Origin of the sequence: Acinetobacter lwoffii (assembly GCF_024129855.1) — a bacterium.
Taxonomy (GTDB): domain Bacteria; phylum Pseudomonadota; class Gammaproteobacteria; order Pseudomonadales; family Moraxellaceae; genus Acinetobacter; species Acinetobacter lwoffii_L.
The window spans coordinates 57,495-77,004 of record NZ_JAMXXC010000002.1 but is presented as its reverse complement, the minus strand read 5'-3'; the positions used below and the strand labels follow the sequence as shown (position 1 = coordinate 77,004).

Annotated in this window: 19 protein-coding genes and 1 pseudogene; 9 read left to right on the top strand and 11 right to left on the bottom strand. The window is 44.4% G+C overall.

What is annotated here, in order from left to right; all coding sequences use genetic code 11:
- Nucleotides 1–12: 12 nt before the first annotated feature.
- The 9 genes and pseudogenes from NI465_RS02155 to radA form a co-directional block, all read right to left on the bottom strand.
- Nucleotides 13–723, bottom strand: coding sequence for a 16S rRNA (uracil(1498)-N(3))-methyltransferase (locus NI465_RS02155; protein WP_253144153.1), 711 nt, complete (start codon nt 721–723; stop codon nt 13–15).
- A gap of 37 nt (nt 724–760) precedes the next feature.
- On the bottom strand, nt 761–1,597 hold the full coding sequence (gene metF, locus NI465_RS02150; RefSeq protein ID WP_253144151.1) for a methylenetetrahydrofolate reductase [NAD(P)H]: 837 nt from the start codon (nt 1,595–1,597) through the stop codon (nt 761–763).
- 181 nt (nt 1,598–1,778) lie between these two features.
- Nucleotides 1,779–3,161 (bottom strand): adenosylhomocysteinase, encoded by a 1,383-nt coding sequence (ahcY, locus tag NI465_RS02145; RefSeq protein ID WP_005103920.1) that lies wholly within the window; start codon nt 3,159–3,161, stop codon nt 1,779–1,781.
- Between the two features lie 378 nt (nt 3,162–3,539).
- Nucleotides 3,540–4,064 carry a tetratricopeptide repeat protein gene (locus tag NI465_RS02140; RefSeq protein ID WP_253144149.1) on the bottom strand — a complete coding sequence of 175 codons (525 nt, stop codon included), beginning with the start codon at nt 4,062–4,064 and terminating at the stop codon, nt 3,540–3,542.
- A 97-nt stretch (nt 4,065–4,161) separates the two neighbouring features.
- A complete protein-coding gene (locus tag NI465_RS02135; protein WP_180086270.1) occupies nt 4,162–4,500 on the bottom strand; it encodes a DUF3325 domain-containing protein in 339 nt (112 codons plus the stop codon).
- Nucleotides 4,497–6,230 (bottom strand): annotated as a pseudogene (locus tag NI465_RS02130) (PepSY-associated TM helix domain-containing protein). Before NI465_RS02130 ends, NI465_RS02135 begins: the two are co-directional and overlap by 4 nt.
- Before the next feature lies 1 nt (nt 6,231).
- A complete protein-coding gene (locus NI465_RS02125) occupies nt 6,232–6,588 on the bottom strand; it encodes a hypothetical protein (RefSeq protein ID WP_016807069.1) in 357 nt (118 codons plus the stop codon).
- A gap of 223 nt (nt 6,589–6,811) precedes the next feature.
- Nucleotides 6,812–7,816 carry a Tim44 domain-containing protein gene (locus NI465_RS02120; protein ID WP_004731819.1) on the bottom strand — a complete coding sequence of 335 codons (1,005 nt, stop codon included), beginning with the start codon at nt 7,814–7,816 and terminating at the stop codon, nt 6,812–6,814.
- 118 nt (nt 7,817–7,934) lie between these two features.
- The gene (gene radA, locus NI465_RS02115) at nt 7,935–9,326 is read right to left on the bottom strand and encodes a DNA repair protein RadA (RefSeq protein ID WP_004731817.1); all 1,392 of its coding nucleotides are present in this window, start codon (nt 9,324–9,326) and stop codon (nt 7,935–7,937) included.
- Nucleotides 9,327–9,500: 174 nt separating this feature from the next.
- Between radA and NI465_RS02110 the strand changes: the two genes are divergently transcribed.
- Entirely contained in the window at nt 9,501–9,905 is a 405-nt protein-coding gene (locus NI465_RS02110; RefSeq protein ID WP_004645721.1) for a hypothetical protein, read from the top strand.
- 95 nt (nt 9,906–10,000) lie between these two features.
- Here NI465_RS02110 and NI465_RS02105 read toward each other — a convergent pair whose 3' ends face one another.
- Nucleotides 10,001–11,347 (bottom strand): alanine/glycine:cation symporter family protein, encoded by a 1,347-nt coding sequence (locus NI465_RS02105; RefSeq protein WP_005247668.1) that lies wholly within the window; start codon nt 11,345–11,347, stop codon nt 10,001–10,003.
- 319 nt (nt 11,348–11,666) lie between these two features.
- Here NI465_RS02105 and NI465_RS02100 point away from each other — a divergent pair, with 319 nt between their 5' ends.
- From NI465_RS02100 to NI465_RS02070, 7 genes are all read left to right on the top strand, one after another.
- A complete protein-coding gene (locus tag NI465_RS02100; protein ID WP_253144147.1) occupies nt 11,667–13,070 on the top strand; it encodes an amino acid permease in 1,404 nt (467 codons plus the stop codon).
- A 132-nt stretch (nt 13,071–13,202) separates the two neighbouring features.
- Nucleotides 13,203–13,436, top strand: a complete 234-nt coding sequence (gene lptM / locus NI465_RS02095) for an LPS translocon maturation chaperone LptM (protein WP_195726050.1) — start codon at nt 13,203–13,205, stop codon at nt 13,434–13,436.
- A 24-nt stretch (nt 13,437–13,460) separates the two neighbouring features.
- Nucleotides 13,461–14,705, top strand: a complete 1,245-nt coding sequence (gene lysA / locus NI465_RS02090) for a diaminopimelate decarboxylase (RefSeq protein WP_253144144.1) — start codon at nt 13,461–13,463, stop codon at nt 14,703–14,705.
- A gap of 12 nt (nt 14,706–14,717) precedes the next feature.
- On the top strand, nt 14,718–15,563 hold the full coding sequence (gene dapF / locus NI465_RS02085) for a diaminopimelate epimerase (RefSeq protein ID WP_219308792.1): 846 nt from the start codon (nt 14,718–14,720) through the stop codon (nt 15,561–15,563).
- A gap of 87 nt (nt 15,564–15,650) precedes the next feature.
- A complete protein-coding gene (locus NI465_RS02080) occupies nt 15,651–16,256 on the top strand; it encodes an alpha/beta fold hydrolase (RefSeq protein WP_253144142.1) in 606 nt (201 codons plus the stop codon).
- Complete coding sequence (xerA, locus tag NI465_RS02075; protein WP_004645714.1) at nt 16,257–17,192, top strand: site-specific tyrosine recombinase/integron integrase; 936 nt, start codon at nt 16,257–16,259, stop codon at nt 17,190–17,192.
- A gap of 231 nt (nt 17,193–17,423) precedes the next feature.
- On the top strand, nt 17,424–17,807 hold the full coding sequence (locus NI465_RS02070; protein ID WP_004645713.1) for a hypothetical protein: 384 nt from the start codon (nt 17,424–17,426) through the stop codon (nt 17,805–17,807).
- Nucleotides 17,808–18,016: 209 nt separating this feature from the next.
- Here the strand turns inward: NI465_RS02070 and NI465_RS02065 are convergent, their stop codons facing one another.
- A complete protein-coding gene (locus NI465_RS02065; RefSeq protein ID WP_180086254.1) occupies nt 18,017–18,511 on the bottom strand; it encodes an Lrp/AsnC family transcriptional regulator in 495 nt (164 codons plus the stop codon).
- Between the two features lie 112 nt (nt 18,512–18,623).
- On the opposite strand from NI465_RS02065, the gene NI465_RS02060 reads away from it, so the two are divergent.
- A complete protein-coding gene (locus tag NI465_RS02060; protein WP_004645711.1) occupies nt 18,624–19,229 on the top strand; it encodes a LysE family translocator in 606 nt (201 codons plus the stop codon).
- Nucleotides 19,230–19,510 lie beyond the last annotated feature (281 nt).

Sequence of the window (19,510 nt, the reverse complement as noted above, 5' to 3'; positions counted from 1 at the left end):
CCATCCGATGAACTAAAGCACATAATTCAAAATTGACAGGGCAACAACAGGAGCAGTTTCGGTACGTAGTACACGCTCGCCGATACACCAGTTGAGAAAACCTTTCTGGTTTGCGGCACTAATTTCTGCCTCACTCAAGCCACCTTCGGGGCCAATCAGCAGGGCAAGATCTAAAGTCGCATCTGCCAGTACATCTGTTTCATCTTTATTGGGTGCTAAAACCAGTTTGGTGTTCGGAAGTTCAGTATCCAGCCATTTTTCAAGTGACATGGGCGCTAAAATTTCAGGCACAATATTTAGACCACATTGTTCACAAGCGGCAATAGCAACGCCTTGCCAGTGATCTAGCTTTTTTTGATCACGATCATACTTTAAACGCATCTCACAGCGATCCGAAGTCAGCAGCTGAATCTCGGATACGCCCAGTTCGACTGCTTTCTGAATCGCATAATCCATGCGGTCGCCTTTACTCATTACTTGACCGAGTAAAGCCTGAAACTTGGGTGTGCGATTGGCAGGACTAAATGCATTGACCGAGACGGTGGCTGATTTTTTAGCAACTTCGGTTAAAGTCACGTCATATTCGCCACCCTGTCCATTGAACAGGGTCGCGCTTTCACCGACTTGCGCGCGTAAAACTTTTACCCAATGATGAAATACAGTTTCCGTAAGCTCAAGGCTGACATCAACAGTTAAATCAGCATCTATATAAAAACGTGGCATTGATCGTTCTACTCAAAAAATCGGTGAAATAAAAGGCTTAAGCTAAACCAAGATCGGTGACCAGCTGACGGGTAGGGTCAGTAGTGTTCATGGTGTAGAAATGCAAGCTTGGCGCACCACCTGCAAGCAGACGCTCACAGAATTTAACCACAACTTCATGGCCAAAGGCTTTAATGCTAGCAGTATCGTCACCATAGGTTGCCAGTTGCTTGCGAATCCAGCGTGGAATCTCAGCGCCGGTACCATCAGCAAAGCGAATCAGGTTGCTGGCATTGGTAATTGGCATGATGCCTGGCGCAACTGGAATATCGATTCCTGCTTTCTGGATGCGATCTACAAAGTAGAAATAAGCATCTGGATTGAAGAAGAACTGGGTTAATGCCGCATTGGCACCCGCATTAACTTTATCAACAAAGTGCTGAATGTCTTTGTCAAAGCTTTCAGCCTGAGGATGCATTTCCGGATAAGCTGCGACTTCAATCTTGAAATGATCGCCTGAATGTTCACGGATAAAGCGGACCAGATCCTGTGCATAAGGTAATTCACCCAAACCGACCTGACCAGAAGGCAAGTCACCACGCAGGGCAACAATGCGGTCAATACCTTGAGATTTGTACAGGTCTAGAAGTTCAGCAATACGCGCTTTGTCATCGCCAATACAAGACAGGTGAGGGGCAACAGGTGCACCTTTGCCATTAAAGTCATTGATAGTAGACAGGGTGCGTTCACGAGTGGAACCACCAGCACCATAGGTCACAGAGAAGAATTCTGGATTTAAGAGTTGTAACTCTTGATGTACAACCTTGAGTTTTTCCGCACCTACATCAGTTTTGGTCGGGAAAAATTCAAATGAAATTGGAATCTGTTTAGACATGTTCAAATCCTTTTTATAAATACTTGTAATTTTGGATTGCCCTCATCCTAACCTTCTCCCAAAGGGAGAAGGGACTTCCATTACGATAGTTAAAGTCTTTAAAACTTACCCTCTAACTATTTTCACAATAGAAGTTTCCCTCTCCTTTTAGGAGAGGGCTAGGGAGAGGTAAAAACAAAAATTAGTATTTATAAGCATCAGACTTGAATGGACCTTCAACTTGAACGCCTAAGTAATCCGCTTGTTCTTGAGTCAATTGAGTCAAGACACCACCGAAACCAGCAACCATCGCAGCAGCAACTTCTTCATCTAATTTCTTAGGAAGAAGTTCTACACGAATTTGTGCAGCTTTTTCAGATTCTGGAAGATCAGCAAATTTCTCAGCGAATAAATGCATTTGACCCAATACCTGGTTGGCAAATGAACCATCCATAATACGTGATGGGTGACCAGTCGCATTACCAAGGTTCACCAAACGGCCTTCAGAAAGAAGGATCAGGTAATCATTTTCATTTTCTGAACGATACACCTGGTGTACTTGAGGTTTAACTTCAACCCACTTGTAGCCACGTAGGTAAGCTGTATCAATTTCAGTATCAAAGTGACCGATGTTACAAACAACTGCGCCAGCTTTTAATGAATCAAGCATTGCAGCGTCACATACGTGGTAGTTACCTGTTGTAGTTACGATAAGGTCAGTGTTTTGAAGAAGGTCAACATTGATGTCTTCTTTCTTGCCAGTTTGCACGCCATTTTTGTATGGAGATACAACTTCGTAACCGTCCATGCATGCTTGCATTGCGCAGATTGGATCAACTTCAGTTACGCGTACAATCATGCCTTCTTGACGAAGGGATTGCGCAGAACCTTTACCTACGTCACCATAACCGATCACAAGTGCACGACGGCCAGATAAAAGCATATCTGTACCACGTTTGATTGCATCGTTCAGTGAGTGACGGCAACCGTATTTGTTGTCGTTTTTAGACTTGGTTACTGAATCGTTTACGTTGATTGCAGGAACTTTTAAAGTGCCATCACGAAGCATTTCGTACAGACGTTGAACACCTGTCGTTGTTTCTTCAGTTACACCGTGAATTTTTTCAATCACTTCTGGGTATTTTTCATGAACAAGTAGTGTTAAATCACCGCCATCGTCAAGAATCATGTTGGCATCCCAAGGCGTGCCATTTACATTGATTTGTTGTTCAAGACACCACATGTATTCTTCTTCAGTTTCGCCTTTCCAGGCAAACACGGGAATGCCCGCAGCAGCGATTGCAGCAGCAGCATGGTCTTGAGTCGAGAAGATGTTACATGACGTCCAACGAACTTCAGCGCCCAATTCAACCAGCGTTTCAATTAAAACAGCTGTTTGAATGGTCATGTGGATACAGCCGAGAATTTTCGCGCCTGCAAGTGGTTTTGCTGCCGAGTAGCGTTTACGCAGACCCATGAGGGCTGGCATTTCAGCTTCAGCAAGTTTAATTTCTTTACGGCCGTAATCAGCAAGTGAAATATCAGCAACTTTGTAATCTGTAAATGAAGCAGTAACCGCGTTCATCAGGATCTCCTAGGAAAAAATAGATTGGATCGTTCTGTTCGCGGATGCCGTTGTTGATCAGAACGAATGTCTGACCGATGGTCGAGCCTAGCGATTTTACATTTAGTGCCTGTAAAACGTCGCAGCATCCCTCGACTAGCGCAGTATTGTACTTGGATTCTATGAATGAGCCAAGTTGAAAAAAGATAATATTAATTGTTTTCTAAGTTTTGAGTTTTTAGTTGATCAAAAGCCTGTCAGCCTGTAGGCATTAAAATCGAATATTTTCTATTTATTCTTTTTTTGATTCTCCCGCCTCACAGGGGAATAAGCACGATATTTAATTTTATCGTCATGATTATGCGTTTAAAAAAGCCCATCATCTGACGGGCTTTTTATTTATTCTATTTCCTGTTCAATCTTATCTGCTTTTTGTGTCCAGTAATCTGCCTGTATGTCATCAGCGACAACACCTAAACCGTTCCCATAAATAAAAGCAAGATCGCGCATGGCCTGAACTTCACCCCATTCCGCAGCCTGTTTGACTAAAGAAATTGATTTCTCTACATCTTTTTCAATCACATCACCACGACGGTAGAAACCGGCCAGCTCTAAAGTCGCAGCAGGGTGCTTCTCGATATTGGCCTTGCTTAACCAGTAATAGGCTAACTCAAAGTGAGCTTTGGATTCTTCCGGATCTTCTTCTGCTAATTCTTTGGCATAAACGGTATAACCTTCACCTAACCAGTACATTGCATCCACCAGCCCGCCGTTGGCAGCTTTCAATGCCCATTCTTCAGCCAGAATGATGTCATCATCATGCTCGCTTTGCATATACAGCTCAGCCAGTTCAAATTGCGCTTCAGCATTACCGGCTAAGGCAAGATTGGTCAGGGCAGCAGGGGGAGAAACACGCTGGGTCATATCAACATCTCAAAAATATTGTGTGTAGACTAAAAGGTTTAAAGCAAAAAAGCCAATCCGAAAGTCAGCTTTTTAAAGAGATTGGTCAATCAAATGATTAGATCAAGCAAAGAATCCCTGAGATCGAGGCGATGAACACACAGAACATTACGATCACTTTAATTCTACTTGCCAGATAACTCAGGCTTAAGCCGACCACCAGTGCTGCAAAAGTCAGACTACCCAGCCAGTAACTGATCATATTGCTGATAGCTCCTGTACACAGGCACAGAATCAGGGCGAGTATGAGCAATACCCAACCGAGAATAGTCGCAAGTTGTGTTTTTGCAGGGTTGAGTTCTGTGTCAAAAATCTGTTTTTGATGTTTGGACATCGACGTTGCAAGCGCAAAGAAACCCAGTGAAGTTAAAGCCCAAATCAGTAAGAAAAACATCATGACTGATTCTCCTTGAGAGCAACCTTGGCTTTTTTAGGCGACAAGCCTTTATGGTTTTTCACTTTTTTAAATGAAAACCAGAACAAGATCGCAAGCACCCACATCGCTAGATCAAAAGAAGCAATGACCCATTGACCATGCAAGATGCTATTCCAGATCGCCTGACCGCCGGTCAGAAAATTGACGATTGGGAGCAAGGCAAATGCAGCAGTGGCAAGCAGTAATAGTTCCAGCCAGGCCTGACGATGACTGCGAATCATGGTATACAGTAAAGTCAGCAACCAGACAATAAAGAAGCTACGTATTTCCCAGTTCAGACGCATGTCCATGTCTGCCGGAATAAAACGGTTGGCATAGAAATAGGCAGCACAGGCAACAGGTAAACCAATAATGGCAGCGATATTGGTGACTTCCACAAGACGATAACCAAACGATTTATAGCCTTGTTTCTGTTGCTGTGGTGCACGTTTGACACACCATAGAATCAAGCCGGTGGCAATCATCAAGGTACCCACCACACCTGACATGAACAATAACCAGCGTAACGCCAGATCTACGCCACGTGCTTCATGCAATGTGGTGAATACATTATAAATACCATTTGCGATTGAAGGTATTTTCAGTGTGGTTTGATCTGGCTTTAATTCACCTGTTACGCCATTAAAAGCAAGGCTCGGATAAACATTGCGATAAGCTACGCTGACTCCGTTTAAGGCACGAAGCTCAATTTCTGCTTTTACGGTATTTGGCTGGATAATAGTTATCATACCCACCGGATTATTTTTCCATTCTTTTTCGGCTGTTGCCAAGATCGGAGCTAGATCGGTTAACGGTGCAGGAGGTGCAGCTTGCATTTCATCACGAGAGCGGCGACCTTCACTGCGTGCAGACATTTCACCGCGCTCGCCACGATTTTCTCTCTCAGCTTGCGGTCGACGTTCTTTGCTCTAACTATGGCTTTCACGGGATTCAGCCTGAATACTGTTGTCTTGAACCAAACTCTTACGTTGATCCTGAAGGAAAGCACCACGATTTTCATAAATCTGGTTTACGCCCCAGGGCATGAGGGTAAAAAGCAATAATAATAAGCCACTGAAGGTAATCATGATGTGAAAGGGCAGGGCAAATACCGCAGTAGCATTGTGTGCATCCAACCATGAACGCTGACCTTTGCCGGGACGGAAAGTAAAAAAATCCTTGAAAATTTTCTTATGGGTAATGACACCGCTGATGATTGCCACCAGCATGAGCAGGGTCGCAACGCCGACCATCCAGCGCGCCCAGATTCTTGGCAAACCATACAATTCAAAGTGGAAACGGTATAAGAATGAACCACCGCGTGTTTCACGCGCTTGCAAAACTTCGTCGGTGGCGCTGTCAATCGTCACGCGGGTACCGCCACGACGGGCACGCGGATCTTCGCCGGCACTACGAATAGTCAGGGTGGTAGTATTTTGGCGTGAGTTAGGAAGCTGGATTGCCCAGCTGCCAGCATCCGGATGGTGCTGTTGCAGATAAGCCAGTGCCACACGGGTTTGTTCGATTTGAGTCTTTGGTGGAACTGATTGATGAAATTCCGGTTTCATCCAGACGGTAATTTCGTTCTGGAAAAAGCTTAAGGTTCCGGTCAAGAAAATCGCATATAAAAGCCAGCCTAAAATCAGACTGGCCCAGGTATGCAACCACGACATCGACTGGCGTGGACCTTCGGGTTTTGCATCTACTCTCATCTCAATTTCCTAAAAGCTTATAGGCGATATAGAGTAAAACACCGGGAATCGCGATCCCGAGCGTAGCTTTGAGCGTCTTATTCACCATAAATACCCAGATAAATGCAGCAGCATTCAAGCTAAAGCCAATCAGGGTGGCGGACATGGCTGCACTGCTTCCACTGTCGATAAAAAGCTGGGCAATCACGATCGTTGCCAGTGTAGCCAGTAGATAACCGCCAGCACCCGCCAGAATAAAGCGATATAAAATCATCCCACGATAAGCCAGCATACTTGCTTTGACTTTATTTTTGCTTGATGGTTTCGGTGCAGTAACTGTTCCAGTCGCTATGGCTTGCATATTCGGACTATTCATCATCGAAAATTCTATTTACAAACTTATGAAGTAATTAATGATAATGATAACAATTATTGTTTAGATTTTAAATATGGGTTGTTGAACTATTTATATGAAAAATAAGTAAAACTGGAAGTTAGGTTAAAAAAGAGAGGGGGAAAGGAATTAAAAAAGATCAAAATGTAAGGCTTGAAAATAAAAACAGCGGCTCGAAGGCCGCTGTCTAAACTTCATTTATTCACGATTAGTCTTGCTGAATACCTGCAACCACCCAGTCCTGATTTGAACCTGCTGGTTTGGTGAAATGCCAGATTTCTGCGAACGGTTGCGGCAAGCTGTTTAAGTCTTCGCTTACCGTACCTGTAAAGCGTACGCTGACAATATACTGGCCATTGTCAGTCGATGAGTCGACGACCATCGCATTCAGATTTGAAAACTCGGCAACATCCTGATCCTGATTGCTCATGATGTCGTTATACATTGACTGATAAAGTTCAGGAGTCAGATAACGCTGAATTTCAGAAATGTTGCTTGCTGTATTCATGGACTGAATATGGTTAAAACGCTGACGCGCTACACGCAAGAATGCTGCAGGTTCAGTACCATCCGGTAACTGGCTGCCACTTTGGGTATAAGCTGCACCAAAAGGCGCGTTATTTACCGGAGCAGAACCGAACGGAGCATTGTTGCTTGACGTTTGACCACCCACATTCTGACCAAAAATATTGGTACTGTCACCACCGCGAGGTGCAGTCGGTGCCTGACCAAAAGGTGCTGTATTACCAGCACCGCTATTTGGTGCGTATGGGTTAGAAGCTACTTTTTTTTTTGCGCCCATCTTACGGAAAATGAAGAAGGCAACAGCAGCAGCAAGAAGGATCCAGATCCAGCCTGGAATACCACCTTTTTCCTCTTCGGCTTGAGCAGCCTGAGCTTCAGATGCTGCTACACTTTGATCATCCGCCAAGGCATTGGCAGCAACTGCACCAATCGCAGCACCGGCTACACCCGCGGCAACCATGCCGCCGACACCCGGACCGGATTTTTGCTGGGTTGCAGCACCGGCAACTGGCGCTTGTTGAGCAGGCGCAGCTTGACGAGGTTGTTGATAAGATTGAGTAGGTTGTGCAGAACGTTGCATGCCGTGACTTTTACCGCCACCGGCACGTTTTGCTTCAGCTGCAAAAGGCGCAACCAATAAAACTGCTGTCAAGATACCTGTGATCAAACCGCGCTGTCGAACTTCCATTCATTTTTCCTATGAGAATAAAACCTGTTTGTACAGTCTATTTATATAGGCTTTGTGTGGAATTTCAATCAAAAATCTGTATTTTTTTGCTCTTTGTACGAAATGAGCCGGTTTACAGTTAATTGAGTTCATCACTCAGCGCCATTGCCTCGCTCAAGGCTTCATGTAAACGCGCAACTGCAATAATTTGCACGCCCTCGATGGATTTTTGCGGTGCATTGCCGCGAGGGACAATAATGTATTTAAAACCATGTTTAATCGCTTCTTTCAGCCGTTCCTGACCGTTCGGCACAGGGCGAATCTCTCCAGACAGTCCGACTTCCCCAAAAACCGCCAGCTGTTGCGGTAAGGCTTTGCCACGAATGCTGGAAGCGCAGGCGAGAAGTACCGCCAGATCCGAACCTGTTTCGGTAATTTTCAATCCACCGACAATATTGACATAAACATCCTGGCCGGAGGTTTGCACACCACCATGCCGATGCATGACTGCAAGGAGCATATTTAGACGGTTCTGATCCAGGCCAAGCGCTACGCGTCTTGGTTGGCCATGTGCATCATCGACCAGTGCCTGAACCTCAACCAGTAGCGGGCGCGTACCTTCGCGGCTGATCATTACAATCGAACCGGGAATCGCTTCATCATAACGGCTTAAAAAGATGGCTGAAGGATTGGAAACTTCGCGCAGACCTTTATCGGTCATGCCGAACACACCGAGCTCATTGACCGCACCAAAACGGTTTTTGACCGCTCGGATCATCCGGTAACGTGAATCCGACTGGCCTTCAAAATACAGCACACAGTCCACCATATGTTCCAGTACACGTGGGCCGGCCAGTGCGCCTTCTTTGGTTACATGACCGACCAGAAACAAAGACGTGCCACTATTTTTGGCAAAACGGGTCAACAAGGCCGCTGATTCACGAATTTGTGAGACACCACCTGGTGCAGATTGCAGGGTTTCGGTGTACAGGGTTTGGATCGAGTCCAGGATTGCCACCGCAGGACGTTGCTGGGCCAGTACTTCACAAATACGTTCGACGCAGGTTTCTGCCATGACTTTGAGCTGGTCGGTCGGCAGATCCAGACGCTGGGCACGTAAAGCCACCTGAGACAAGGATTCCTCACCGGTCACATATAGGGCCGGATTTTTGGCAGATGCCATGTGTGTGGCTGTTTGTAGCAAGATGGTAGATTTACCAATCCCGGGATCACCGCCGATCAGGACCACCGACCCGGTCACCAGTCCGCCACCCAAGACCCGGTCAAATTCGCTGATACCCGTTGGTAGACGGGTTTCATGAGAGACTGAGACCTGATTTAAAGTCGTGATGCTGGACGCCTGGCCTGCATATCCACCACCGATTTTTGGCTGGGCGCGATGCGTCACTGCCGGTGCAATGGTCACCTCAACCAGGCTGTTCCATTCCCCGCATTCAGAACACTGCCCCGACCATTTTGGATGATCGGCACCACACTGTTCACAACGATACACACTTTTTGCTTTAGCCATATTTGAAGATGTAGCGATTGAAATTGAGTGACAGCATAGCGGTGAATGCTATAGAAAACCAAGCCTTTCACCTGAAAAATCATGGTTTTTACGACAAGGCTTGTCGTTTTTATTTATGCTGATTTGAATGCTATGCGTCAACGCCGTCTATAATGCCCATCTTGTTATGCTGGAATGGAACAGATCTTGTCACAATTGCTGAAACATATTGATGCGATCGCACGTGAAAAAAACCGTGATGTGCTGTTTGTGCATTTTGATCATTATGTACATCCAGATCGGGACGCAAACTCGGTTCGCCAAATGTTGATCGGCTGGCTAGAGCAACAGGGCATTGTCTATATGCCGTGTTTAGGTGTGGATCAAACCGTCCATAGTGAAATCTACCTGGGTGGTCTTTATCTGGATGTACCTTTTGATCTGCATCATAAAACCTATCAAAAATTGAGTGGATATCTGGAAGATGAACAGGGCAATATGAAAATTAAAGGCATTCAGTTTTTTGTTTTATCTTTAGGACTAGCGTTGGAGCTTGAATCTGAGTGGGACAAGCTGGCTTGTAGTGGTTTACGTTGCTAAATTTTCATGATGAAGAATGGAAAAGATGAAGCATAAAAAGCCACGATTTACGTGGCTTTTTTATATGTGAATTGAATATTTACACAACTTATCAATTAATAAAGTTCACCAGATTTACGTCTTGCAATGAAGTCTTTCGACTCTTTGGCAATAACACCAGACAGAAGTAATAAGCCAATCAGGTTTGGAACCGCCATCAGGCCGTTGAAGGTGTCGGCAAATAGCCAGACCAGATCCAGTGTGGCCACACAGCCAATGAAAACTGTAGCAATGTAAATGATACGGTAAGGCAGTACGAATTTTTCACCGAGTAAATAGGTGGCACATTTTTCTCCGTAGTAGCTCCAGCCTAAAATGGTGGAATAGGCGAAGAAAATAATACCGAAAGTGACCACCCAACCACCGACACCCGGCAGCAGTTTGTCGAACACGCCGATAGTCAATACCGCACCGGTTTGATCTCCGAATGAATTACCGGCCATGATATAACCCATCACCAGGACAATACCGGTAATTGAACAGACAATAATCGTATCAATAAAGGTACCGGTCATGGATACCAAACCTTGACGGGCCGGATGATCGGTTTTTGCCGCTGCGGCAGCAATCGGCGCAGAACCCATGCCGGCTTCGTTGGAGAATACACCACGTGCCACACCATAACGAATCGCCGCACCAATCGCACCGCCCACTGCAGCTTCACCGGTAAATGCATAGGTGAAGATCATTTTTAGTGCCGGCACGACCAGTTCCAGATTATTAAAAATAATAATCAGACCGCCAGCCACATAACCCACCGCCATAATCGGCACGATCACAGAAGAAGCTTTGGAAATCGATTTAATCCCGCCCAAAATCACCAGTGCTGAAAAGGCAGTGATAATGATCCCCGTCATCCAGGTTTCGATGCCCAGGCTGTTTTCAACCGCCAGTGCTACGGTATTCGACTGTACTGAACTGCCAATCCCAAAAGAAGCCAGTGTCCCGAACAAGGCAAAAATCAGCGCCAGCCATTTCCATTTCAGACCACGTTCGATGTAGTACATCGGACCACCGGACATTTCACCTTTCTCATTTTTCACTCGGTATTTGACTGCCAGAACACCTTCGCCATATTTGGTCGCCATACCAAACAAGGCAGTCATCCACATCCAGAACACGGCGCCCGGGCCACCGAGGACACAGGCAGTGGCTACGCCGGCAATGTTACCGGTACCAATCGTGGCAGAGAGTGCGGTCATGAGTGAAGCGAATTGGGAAATGTCCCCTGAGTGGTCAGGATGCTTGCCAAAGACCTGTTTGAAGGCTAGGGGCAACATGCGGAACTGCCAGAACAATAAACGGAAGGTGAGGAAGATCCCGGTACCAACAATCAGTACCAGCATATAAGGGCCCCACACCCAGCCGCTTAAAGTTTCCATTAAACTTTGTAAATTTTGCATAAAATTCTTCTTATTGATCCATGTCTGTGTAGTTCGAGGTATTGATTAAAAAGCAATTGCTATGCCAGATGCATTCATCCTGAATGCATAAATTGGCTGAATAGTGTTCTATTTTTTACACAGTTTTAAAAATTTGACAAGAAATTACTGGAATATCGCAGGTCAAAAATAAAGCAGAAATGTAACTGTAGAGCGATATAAGAAAAATAAATTAACTTCTTCAATTAATCAGGAAATACAAATGATGCAAATTTTATTTTTGTATTCAGCATTTTTTACGTTAATTTGTCGCGAGTAAAACTCAAAGTTGTAATTAATAATGTCAGAAAAATATAACAATTCGTCGGCAGAGCACGGTGAATTAAAGCGGAGTTTGTCCAATCGGCACCTACAGTTAATTGCCATTGGGGGTGCCATCGGAACCGGCCTGTTTATGGGTTCGGGTAAAACCATTAGTCTCGCAGGTCCTTCAATTCTGGTGATCTATATGATTATCGGTTTTATGGTCTTTCTGGTGATGCGTGCATTGGGGGAATTGTTACTCTCCAATTTGCAATATAAATCATTTATTGATTTTGCCACGGATCTGATCGGGCCTTGGGCCGGATACTTTGTCGGCTGGACCTACTGGCTGTGCTGGATCACCATCGGGATCGCAGATCTGTCAGCCATTATTTATTATCTGCAATTCTTCAATAATGGCTTGCCGTTTAGCCCTGAAGAAGGGGTGATGATCAGTGTTGCCGCGATTGTGTTTATCATGGGGCTGAATCTGGTCACGGTAAAACTGTTTGGAGAAATGGAATTCTGGTTTGCCCTGGTCAAAATTATCGCTATTGTGGTGCTGATTGCCGTTGGTCTGTGGATGGTGTTTACCGGCTTTACCAATGATGCCGGTACGGTCGCATCCTTTAGTCATATCTGGGAGCATGGCGGTTTGTTCCCAACGGGTGCCATGGGCTTCCTGGCCGGTTTCCAGATTGCAATCTTTGCCTTTGTCGGGGTAGAGCTGGTGGGGACTACCGCAGCTGAAACTAAAGATCCGGAAAAGAACCTGCCAAAAGCGGTGAACTCTATTCCGATCCGTATCATTATTTTCTATGTATTGGCACTGCTAATTGTGATGTCAGTGACACCATGGAACCAGATTGACCCGAATGTATCGCCCTTTGTAAACCTGTTCAGTCAGGCTGGCATTGCAGCGGCTGCGATCATCATGAACCTGGTGGTATTGTCCTCGGTGATGTCCTCGATGAACAGTGGTGTATTCTCGACCAGCCGTATGCTGTTTGGCCTGTCGCGTGAAGAGCAGGCACCGGTTGCCTTTGGTCGCTTGAACCGTCGCGCTGTGCCTGCAAATGCCCTGTATTTTTCTGCCGTGTGTTTGTTGCTGGGTGCAGCACTTCAGTATTTTGTTCCGGATACCGTTCGGGCCTTTACCTTGGCCACGACTTTATCCACGATTCTGTTTATTTGTGTCTGGATCATCATTATCTGGAGCTATATCGTGTATTACAAAACACGTCCAGAACTACATGCAAAGTCAACTTTTAAGTTGCCAGGTGGTGTAGTGACTTGTTGGGTCGTGATTATTTTCTTCCTGAGCATGATCGTGGTCTTGGCGCTGGAAGAGGATACCCGCCAGGCACTGATGATCAGTCCGATCTGGTTTATCCTGTTAATCATTGGCTATTTTGGTTTCTATAAACAGAAACATAAATAAACCTTATCAATAAAAACGTCAGCGATCTGCTGGCGTTTTTTTTTGTCTAAAGATACTCTCTAGCGTTTAACGCTTGGGTCATGCCGAATGATCGCGTTATACTTCATCGAAACTATTACATTAGGTGGTCAGATGCGCCAAGTCATTTGCTACATCAGTATCTTAGCGACAGGTCTTGTTCTTGCAGGTTGTGGACAGTCAGGTGCTTTGCACTTGCCAAATGATCCGAATTACGACAAGCGTGCCAAGTATCTGTTATACAAAAATACTGAAACTGAGCCTAAAGCGTCCGATGAAGAACGCGAGGCACCCGTGCAACAACAGTTTGCTGCACCTACCGATTCAGACGTTAAAACCACACCATAACGCTTTCACAGAAAGGATACCTTCATGAGTTTCACCCGCATTAATGGGGTATTGCACGCTGAGCAATGTTCATTACAACAGCTCGCGGAGCAATTTGGCACACCACTCTATGTTTATTCTAAAGCCACTTTGGAAAAGCATTTTTTAGATATGGATCGTGCTTTTGATTTTATCGACCATCAAATCTGTTTTGCGGTAAAGTCCAACTCTAATCTTGCGGTATTGAATGTATTGGCCAAACAGGGTGCCGGTTTTGATATTGTGACTGGTGGTGAATTGGCGCGTGTGCTGAAAGCCGGTGGTGATGCATCGAAAATTGTATTTTCGGGTCTGGGTAAATCTGAAGCGGATATCAAAAAAGCGCTAGAAGTTGGGATTGCCTGCTTTAACGTCGAATCTTATGCCGAGCTGGATCGTATACAGAAAGTTGCGACTGAATTAAATGTCAAAGCGCCGATTTCATTGCGTGTCAATCCGGATGTCGATGCCAAAACCCATCCTTATATTTCAACGGGCTTAAAAGAAAATAAATTCGGTATTCCATCGGATAGCGTGTTTGAAACTTATCAATATGCAGCGTCATTGCCAAATCTGGATGTGGTCGGGATTGATTGCCATATTGGTTCACAGTTGACTGAAACCCAGCCATTTGTGGATGCACTGGATCGTGTCATTGTCATGATCGACCAGTTAAAAGAGCTGGGCATTCACCTCAAACACATCGATATCGGTGGTGGTCTGGGTGTGACGTATAAAGATGAAACCCCGCCGTCAGTTGAAGAATATGCCAATGCGCTACGTCCGGCTTTAGAAAAGTTGGGCTTGAAAGTGTATATGGAACCGGGACGTAGTATTTCTGCTAATGCAGGTGTGCTGCTGACTAAAGTGGATCTATTAAAACCAACGAATTACCGTAATTTCGCGATTATTGATGCTGCGATGAATGACCTGATTCGCCCTGCGTTATATGAAGCATGGATGGATATTCAATCTGTTACACCTCGTACCGATATCGAAACGAAAGAATGGGATGTCGTGGGTGCAATTTGTGAAACTGGTGATTTCCTGGGTAAAGAGCGCGAGCTTGCGATCAAGGAAAATGATGTGCTGGCTGTACTTGGCGCTGGTGCATACGGTTTTGTGATGAGCTCAAACTACAACAGCCGTGGTCGTGCTGCTGAAGTAATGGTCGACGGTGATCAGGCGCATTTGATTCGTGAACGTGAAACGATTGAATCACTCTGGGAACGTGAGCGTTTATTGCCTTAAGGATAAATCAGGATGTTATTAGAATTTACCAAGATGCATGGTCTGGGCAATGACTTTATGGTGGTTGACCTGATCAGCCAGCGTGCTTATTTAGACACTTTGACCATTCAGCGTTTGGCCAACCGTAACTTCGGCATTGGTTTTGATCAACTCTTGGTGGTTGAGCCACCCGATGTGCCAAGTGCAGACTTTAAATACCGGATTTTTAATGCCGATGGTTCGGAAGTGGAGCAATGTGGCAATGGCGTGCGCTGTTTTGCCAAATTTGTACATGATCGTCAGCTCACGACCAAAACCAAAATCAAGGTACAAACCAAATCTGGTATTGTTGAGCCGGAATTGGGTGCGAATGGTTGGGTACGGGTCAATATGGGTTATCCAAAATTTTTGCCTCAGGAAATTCCATTTGTAGCTGATGCGCAGGAGAGCCTGTATGACATCGATCTTGCTGGCGGTGAAAAGCTGACCATTGATGTGGTCAATATGGGGAATCCACATGCGGTGACAATCGTACCGGATGTGATTGCTGCCGATGTCGCACGTATTGGTCCACAAGTTGAATCACATGCGCGCTTCCCGGCACGAGTCAATGCTGGCTTTATGCAGATTATTGATGAAAAACATGCACGTTTACGTGTGTACGAGCGTGGTGTAGGCGAGACCTTAGCTTGTGGTACAGGTGCCTGTGCTGCCGCAATTTCAGGTATGCGCCGTGGTCTGCTGTCGAGCAAAGTGGAAGTTGAACTGGCAGGCGGCAAGCTGCAAATTGAATGGAAAGAAGGTGATGTGGTCTGGATGACCGGACCAACGGCGACCGTGTATGAAGGACGTCTGGATTTACGTTATTTCCAGGGTTAAGCTTGGTTCCGCTTGAGAAAAAAGCACTGTCTGATCGATGGTGCTTTTTTTATGCTAGGATGGGAAAAACCGTAGAATTTGACCGAGATGAATACGCTTGTTTTCCTGCCGGGTGCTTCAGGAAGCCAGCACTTTTGGCAGCCATTAAAGGCAGCATTAACCGAATATCCAGATCAGCAAGTCATTGCCTATCCAAGCTTTGATGGCGTAGCACCAAATTTGGCCATTCAAAATCTGCATGATTTGCAAGAATTCGTGGAAAAGCAGATAGAGTATGATTCCATTCTGATTGCCCAGTCTATGGGTGGTGTATTGGCCGTTGGGTTGGTACTTAAGCATCCACAGAAAGTCAAAGGACTGGTATTGTTGGCGACATCTGGTGGCCTGAATTTGCAATCATTTCATTGTGCAGACTGGCGAACAGATTATCATGAACATTTTAAAACAGCACCGGACTGGTTTGTACAAGACCAAACTGAATTTAGCCGCATTCAGCTTGAAAGTCTTGACATTCCGATCTTACTGATCTGGGGCGATCATGATCCTTTAAGTACTGTTCAGCTTGGACAATACTTGGCAGGAATTTTTAAAAATGCAAAATTGCATATTATCCAAGGTGGAGATCATTTCTTTGCCAATTCTCATGCAAATCAGGTTGCAATGCTGATTCAAGATTATTTGGAGCAACTCTAAATGGAGCAAGCAGTGATTGTCCCACCTCAACTCTTGCTTAACATGTGGCTGAAAGAACGTGAAATTCAAAACCAGTCCAAACATACCTTGCAAGCCTATGAACGTGATGTCTCAGATTTTTTAGAGTTTTGCCAGCGTGAGCAGCTCAATTTAAACGATGTAGAAGCCACCGATTTACGCCAGTTTCTGGCTGAAAAAGTGGAACAGCATCAGCTCAGTCCTAGCAGTCTGCAACGTATGCTTTCGGCTATTCGCCAGTTTATGAAATGGGCCGAGCAGGCTCAGCATATGGCTTTTAATCCGGCGGATGATTTTCAGTTAAAACGTCAATCGCGTCCTTTGCCGGGCATGGTGGATATTGAAACAGTCAACCAGATTATTGATCAGCCTGCGCCCGAAAATGAAATACAGCAGCAAATGTGGCTCCGGGACAAAGCGATTTTGGAATTGCTTTATTCGAGTGGGTTGCGTCTGGCAGAACTGCAAAGCCTGAGAATTAAAGATATTGATTTCAACCGGCAGTTATTACGCATTACTGGTAAAGGCAATAAAACCCGGATTGTGCCTTTCGGTTCCAAGGCCAAAGACAGCGTGATGGCTTGGTTGCAAGTCTATCCTTTATGGAATGGCGATTTTGTACCGGAGGCGAATGTATTTATTACCCAGAAAGGCAATCCGCTCGGTGCAAGACAGATTGAGAATCGGGTTAAATTTCAGGCGCAGCGCGCAGGCGTCAATGTGGATCTGCATCCGCATTTGTTAAGACATTGTTTTGCCAGTCATATGTTGTCGAATAGCCGGGACTTACGAGCGGTGCAGGAAATGCTGGGACACAGTAATTTAACCACCACGCAAATTTATACCCATGTTGATTTTGACCATCTGGCCCAGATTTATGATCAGGCCCATCCGCGTGCGCAGCATAAAGAAGATTGATCATGTGCCCAGTTTTAAAGAATAAAAATCATGAAAATTGTATTTTTGGCACAAAACTTTCATATATAAACCTTAAAATGGAATTGAACTGAACATTGGCGTTCGGGTAAGCATTTCACTATTGTCTTATTCGTTAAATGCGCCATTTCAGGTATAACAATAACTAGTATTTAATATTTAAAATGAAATATTGCTGAGTAGAGTCTCAGCATTTGACCGATGGGAGGTGACATGGACACACTGGTAATTGCAGATATAGAGCAAAAATATGCACAGTTAAGTGAAGCTCAAAAAGAAATGTTTGCAGGTTATGGTTTGCGACAAATCAAGCATTTTGTGGACATTAGCTTACCCAATCTTGAAGCGACCTTACCTGAAGGCGCCATCATTCAAGGGATTAATGCCGATGGAAAAGTTCAGGCCTTTAATGCGGCGACTAGGCAATACTATTTATGGATTTCTGATTTGCAATGGCAATTGTCGAATCGTGCGACCCAGGCAGTCGATTTAAAAGAAGATGCGATTGCAATTTGGCAAATTTTTGAATTGGCAGACTATGAGCTGGTAGATTTAAGCCATGTACATCGTGATTTTTTAGCACAAGAAACTGAGTAAATTCTGAAGCATCCACATAACATAAAAATAAGATTCAGTCCTGTGATTTGGCTTTGCTCAAGAGGAAAAGGTTGTCTTCTATAGGCAACCTTTTCTTATAGTAGAACTTTCAATCTATGCGCTTGCAGCACATGTTATGGTTTAAGCAAGCATACGATTATGCAAATCTTAAATTAAGAACATAGCGTCGTTGTCTAAAATCAGTTTGCCTATAAATCTTCTAAAGGCAGCTGGAAACTCTGTTTAATAATCTGACTCGGTAAATCTGTTTTGACACTGGTAATACCATTTTTTTTGGTCAGATGGGTCGACTGAAATTTACGGTAACTTTCCAGATCAGGCACCACAACTTTCAACATGGCATCGCTCTCTCCCAAAATAATGTAGCACTCCATCACTTGCGGCAATTCTTTCATCGCCTCAATAAAGGTATCAATGGTTTCGGCATCCTGACCGACTAACCAGATGCGTGAAAATAAAATCAGCTGAAAACCAATTTTTTGTTGGTCGACAATAGTCGTGTAATTCTGAATCACGCCTGCATCTTCCAGTAATTTTACCCGGCGTAAACAGGATGAAGGTGAAAGTCCGATTTCACGTGCCAGATCATTATTCTGAATACGGCCATTGGACTGTAAATGTCGAATGATATTTTTATCAATTCGATCAAGTTTTACCCGCACAGACTTGGTGGATATTTTCATAAATTAGAATAATATTCGAAAAATAATACTTATTATAAAATAAATTGAAAGCCAATTTTGTAAAAAATCGCAGATACTTGTTTCACTTTCTGGAGTTTGAAAGGAAAAGGAAATGTCTGTATTTGTACTCTTTGCACTGACCGTGCTTCCCCTGATTTTTACGCCTGGACCCGATATGTTATTTATCCTGTCTCAAGTGATGGGTAAAGATGCAAAAGCAGGCATGATGGCAACCTTAGGGGTGTGTTGCGGTTATCTGGTGCATTCTATTCTGGTGGCACTCGGAATTGCGGCTATTATTATCTCTTTTCCGGTGCTGTTTGAAACAATTCGCTGGCTTGGGATTGCGTATCTGTTGTATTTGGCCTTTAATTTGCTCAAATCGGTATTCAGTAAAAAAGCGCTGAACATTGAGAAAAAGACCTCAGCCAATCCGATTAAAAAAGGTTTTTTTACTGCGCTGTTAAATCCAAAAGGCATGTTGATTTATTTTGCGATTTTGCCGCAGTTTATTGATAAATCCGCCAATACTGTCAGCCAAGGTTTGATCCTGTCCTTTATTTTTATCAGTCTGATTTTTGTAGTGTATTGTAGCTTAAGTATTTTGTTCAGCAAAATCAGCCAAAAAACCCAAATGGATGAACGTAAACAAAAATGGGTGGATGGAACTTCTGGTGGTTTACTGGCACTTGCTGCAAGCTGGCTCATCATCAATTAATCTGGTTGCAAAGAAGCATACTGTTCGCAGTATGCTTTTTTTATAATTGCGAAGATTTGAAATTAAATATTCACTTTGTCGGCGTAGAATTCAATGCGCTGGTTTATTATTTGGTCAATTTGTCTTTATATTAGGTTTAATTCGCTCTCAAAAAGAGTTCTGTCCAAAATGACAAAAGCTGACATACGTATATTCCGGCTGTTTTGCTTCAAGCTGCTTTAAATCAATTTAAATTAAATGTGATCAATCAAAACTTCTGATGTGATTAATCAGATAAAAAA

Bases quoted from the DNA above. Each gene is read 5' to 3' on its own strand.
- NI465_RS02155 (WP_253144153.1), bottom strand. From the start codon at position 723: ATGCCACGTTTTTATATAGATGCTGATTTAACTGTTGATGTCAGCCTT.
- metF (WP_253144151.1), bottom strand. From the start codon at position 1,597: ATGTCTAAACAGATTCCAATTTCATTTGAATTTTTCCCGACCAAAACT.
- ahcY (WP_005103920.1), bottom strand. From the start codon at position 3,161: ATGAACGCGGTTACTGCTTCATTTACAGATTACAAAGTTGCTGATATT.
- NI465_RS02140 (WP_253144149.1), bottom strand. From the start codon at position 4,064: ATGACCCAGCGTGTTTCTCCCCCTGCTGCCCTGACCAATCTTGCCTTA.
- NI465_RS02135 (WP_180086270.1), bottom strand. From the start codon at position 4,500: ATGATGTTTTTCTTACTGATTTGGGCTTTAACTTCACTGGGTTTCTTT.
- NI465_RS02125 (WP_016807069.1), bottom strand. From the start codon at position 6,588: ATGATGAATAGTCCGAATATGCAAGCCATAGCGACTGGAACAGTTACT.
- NI465_RS02120 (WP_004731819.1), bottom strand. From the start codon at position 7,816: ATGGAAGTTCGACAGCGCGGTTTGATCACAGGTATCTTGACAGCAGTT.
- radA (WP_004731817.1), bottom strand. From the start codon at position 9,326: ATGGCTAAAGCAAAAAGTGTGTATCGTTGTGAACAGTGTGGTGCCGAT.
- NI465_RS02110 (WP_004645721.1), top strand. From the start codon at position 9,501: ATGGAACAGATCTTGTCACAATTGCTGAAACATATTGATGCGATCGCA.
- NI465_RS02105 (WP_005247668.1), bottom strand. From the start codon at position 11,347: ATGCAAAATTTACAAAGTTTAATGGAAACTTTAAGCGGCTGGGTGTGG.
- NI465_RS02100 (WP_253144147.1), top strand. From the start codon at position 11,667: ATGTCAGAAAAATATAACAATTCGTCGGCAGAGCACGGTGAATTAAAG.
- lptM (WP_195726050.1), top strand. From the start codon at position 13,203: ATGCGCCAAGTCATTTGCTACATCAGTATCTTAGCGACAGGTCTTGTT.
- lysA (WP_253144144.1), top strand. From the start codon at position 13,461: ATGAGTTTCACCCGCATTAATGGGGTATTGCACGCTGAGCAATGTTCA.
- dapF (WP_219308792.1), top strand. From the start codon at position 14,718: ATGTTATTAGAATTTACCAAGATGCATGGTCTGGGCAATGACTTTATG.
- NI465_RS02080 (WP_253144142.1), top strand. From the start codon at position 15,651: ATGAATACGCTTGTTTTCCTGCCGGGTGCTTCAGGAAGCCAGCACTTT.
- xerA (WP_004645714.1), top strand. From the start codon at position 16,257: ATGGAGCAAGCAGTGATTGTCCCACCTCAACTCTTGCTTAACATGTGG.
- NI465_RS02070 (WP_004645713.1), top strand. From the start codon at position 17,424: ATGGACACACTGGTAATTGCAGATATAGAGCAAAAATATGCACAGTTA.
- NI465_RS02065 (WP_180086254.1), bottom strand. From the start codon at position 18,511: ATGAAAATATCCACCAAGTCTGTGCGGGTAAAACTTGATCGAATTGAT.
- NI465_RS02060 (WP_004645711.1), top strand. From the start codon at position 18,624: ATGTCTGTATTTGTACTCTTTGCACTGACCGTGCTTCCCCTGATTTTT.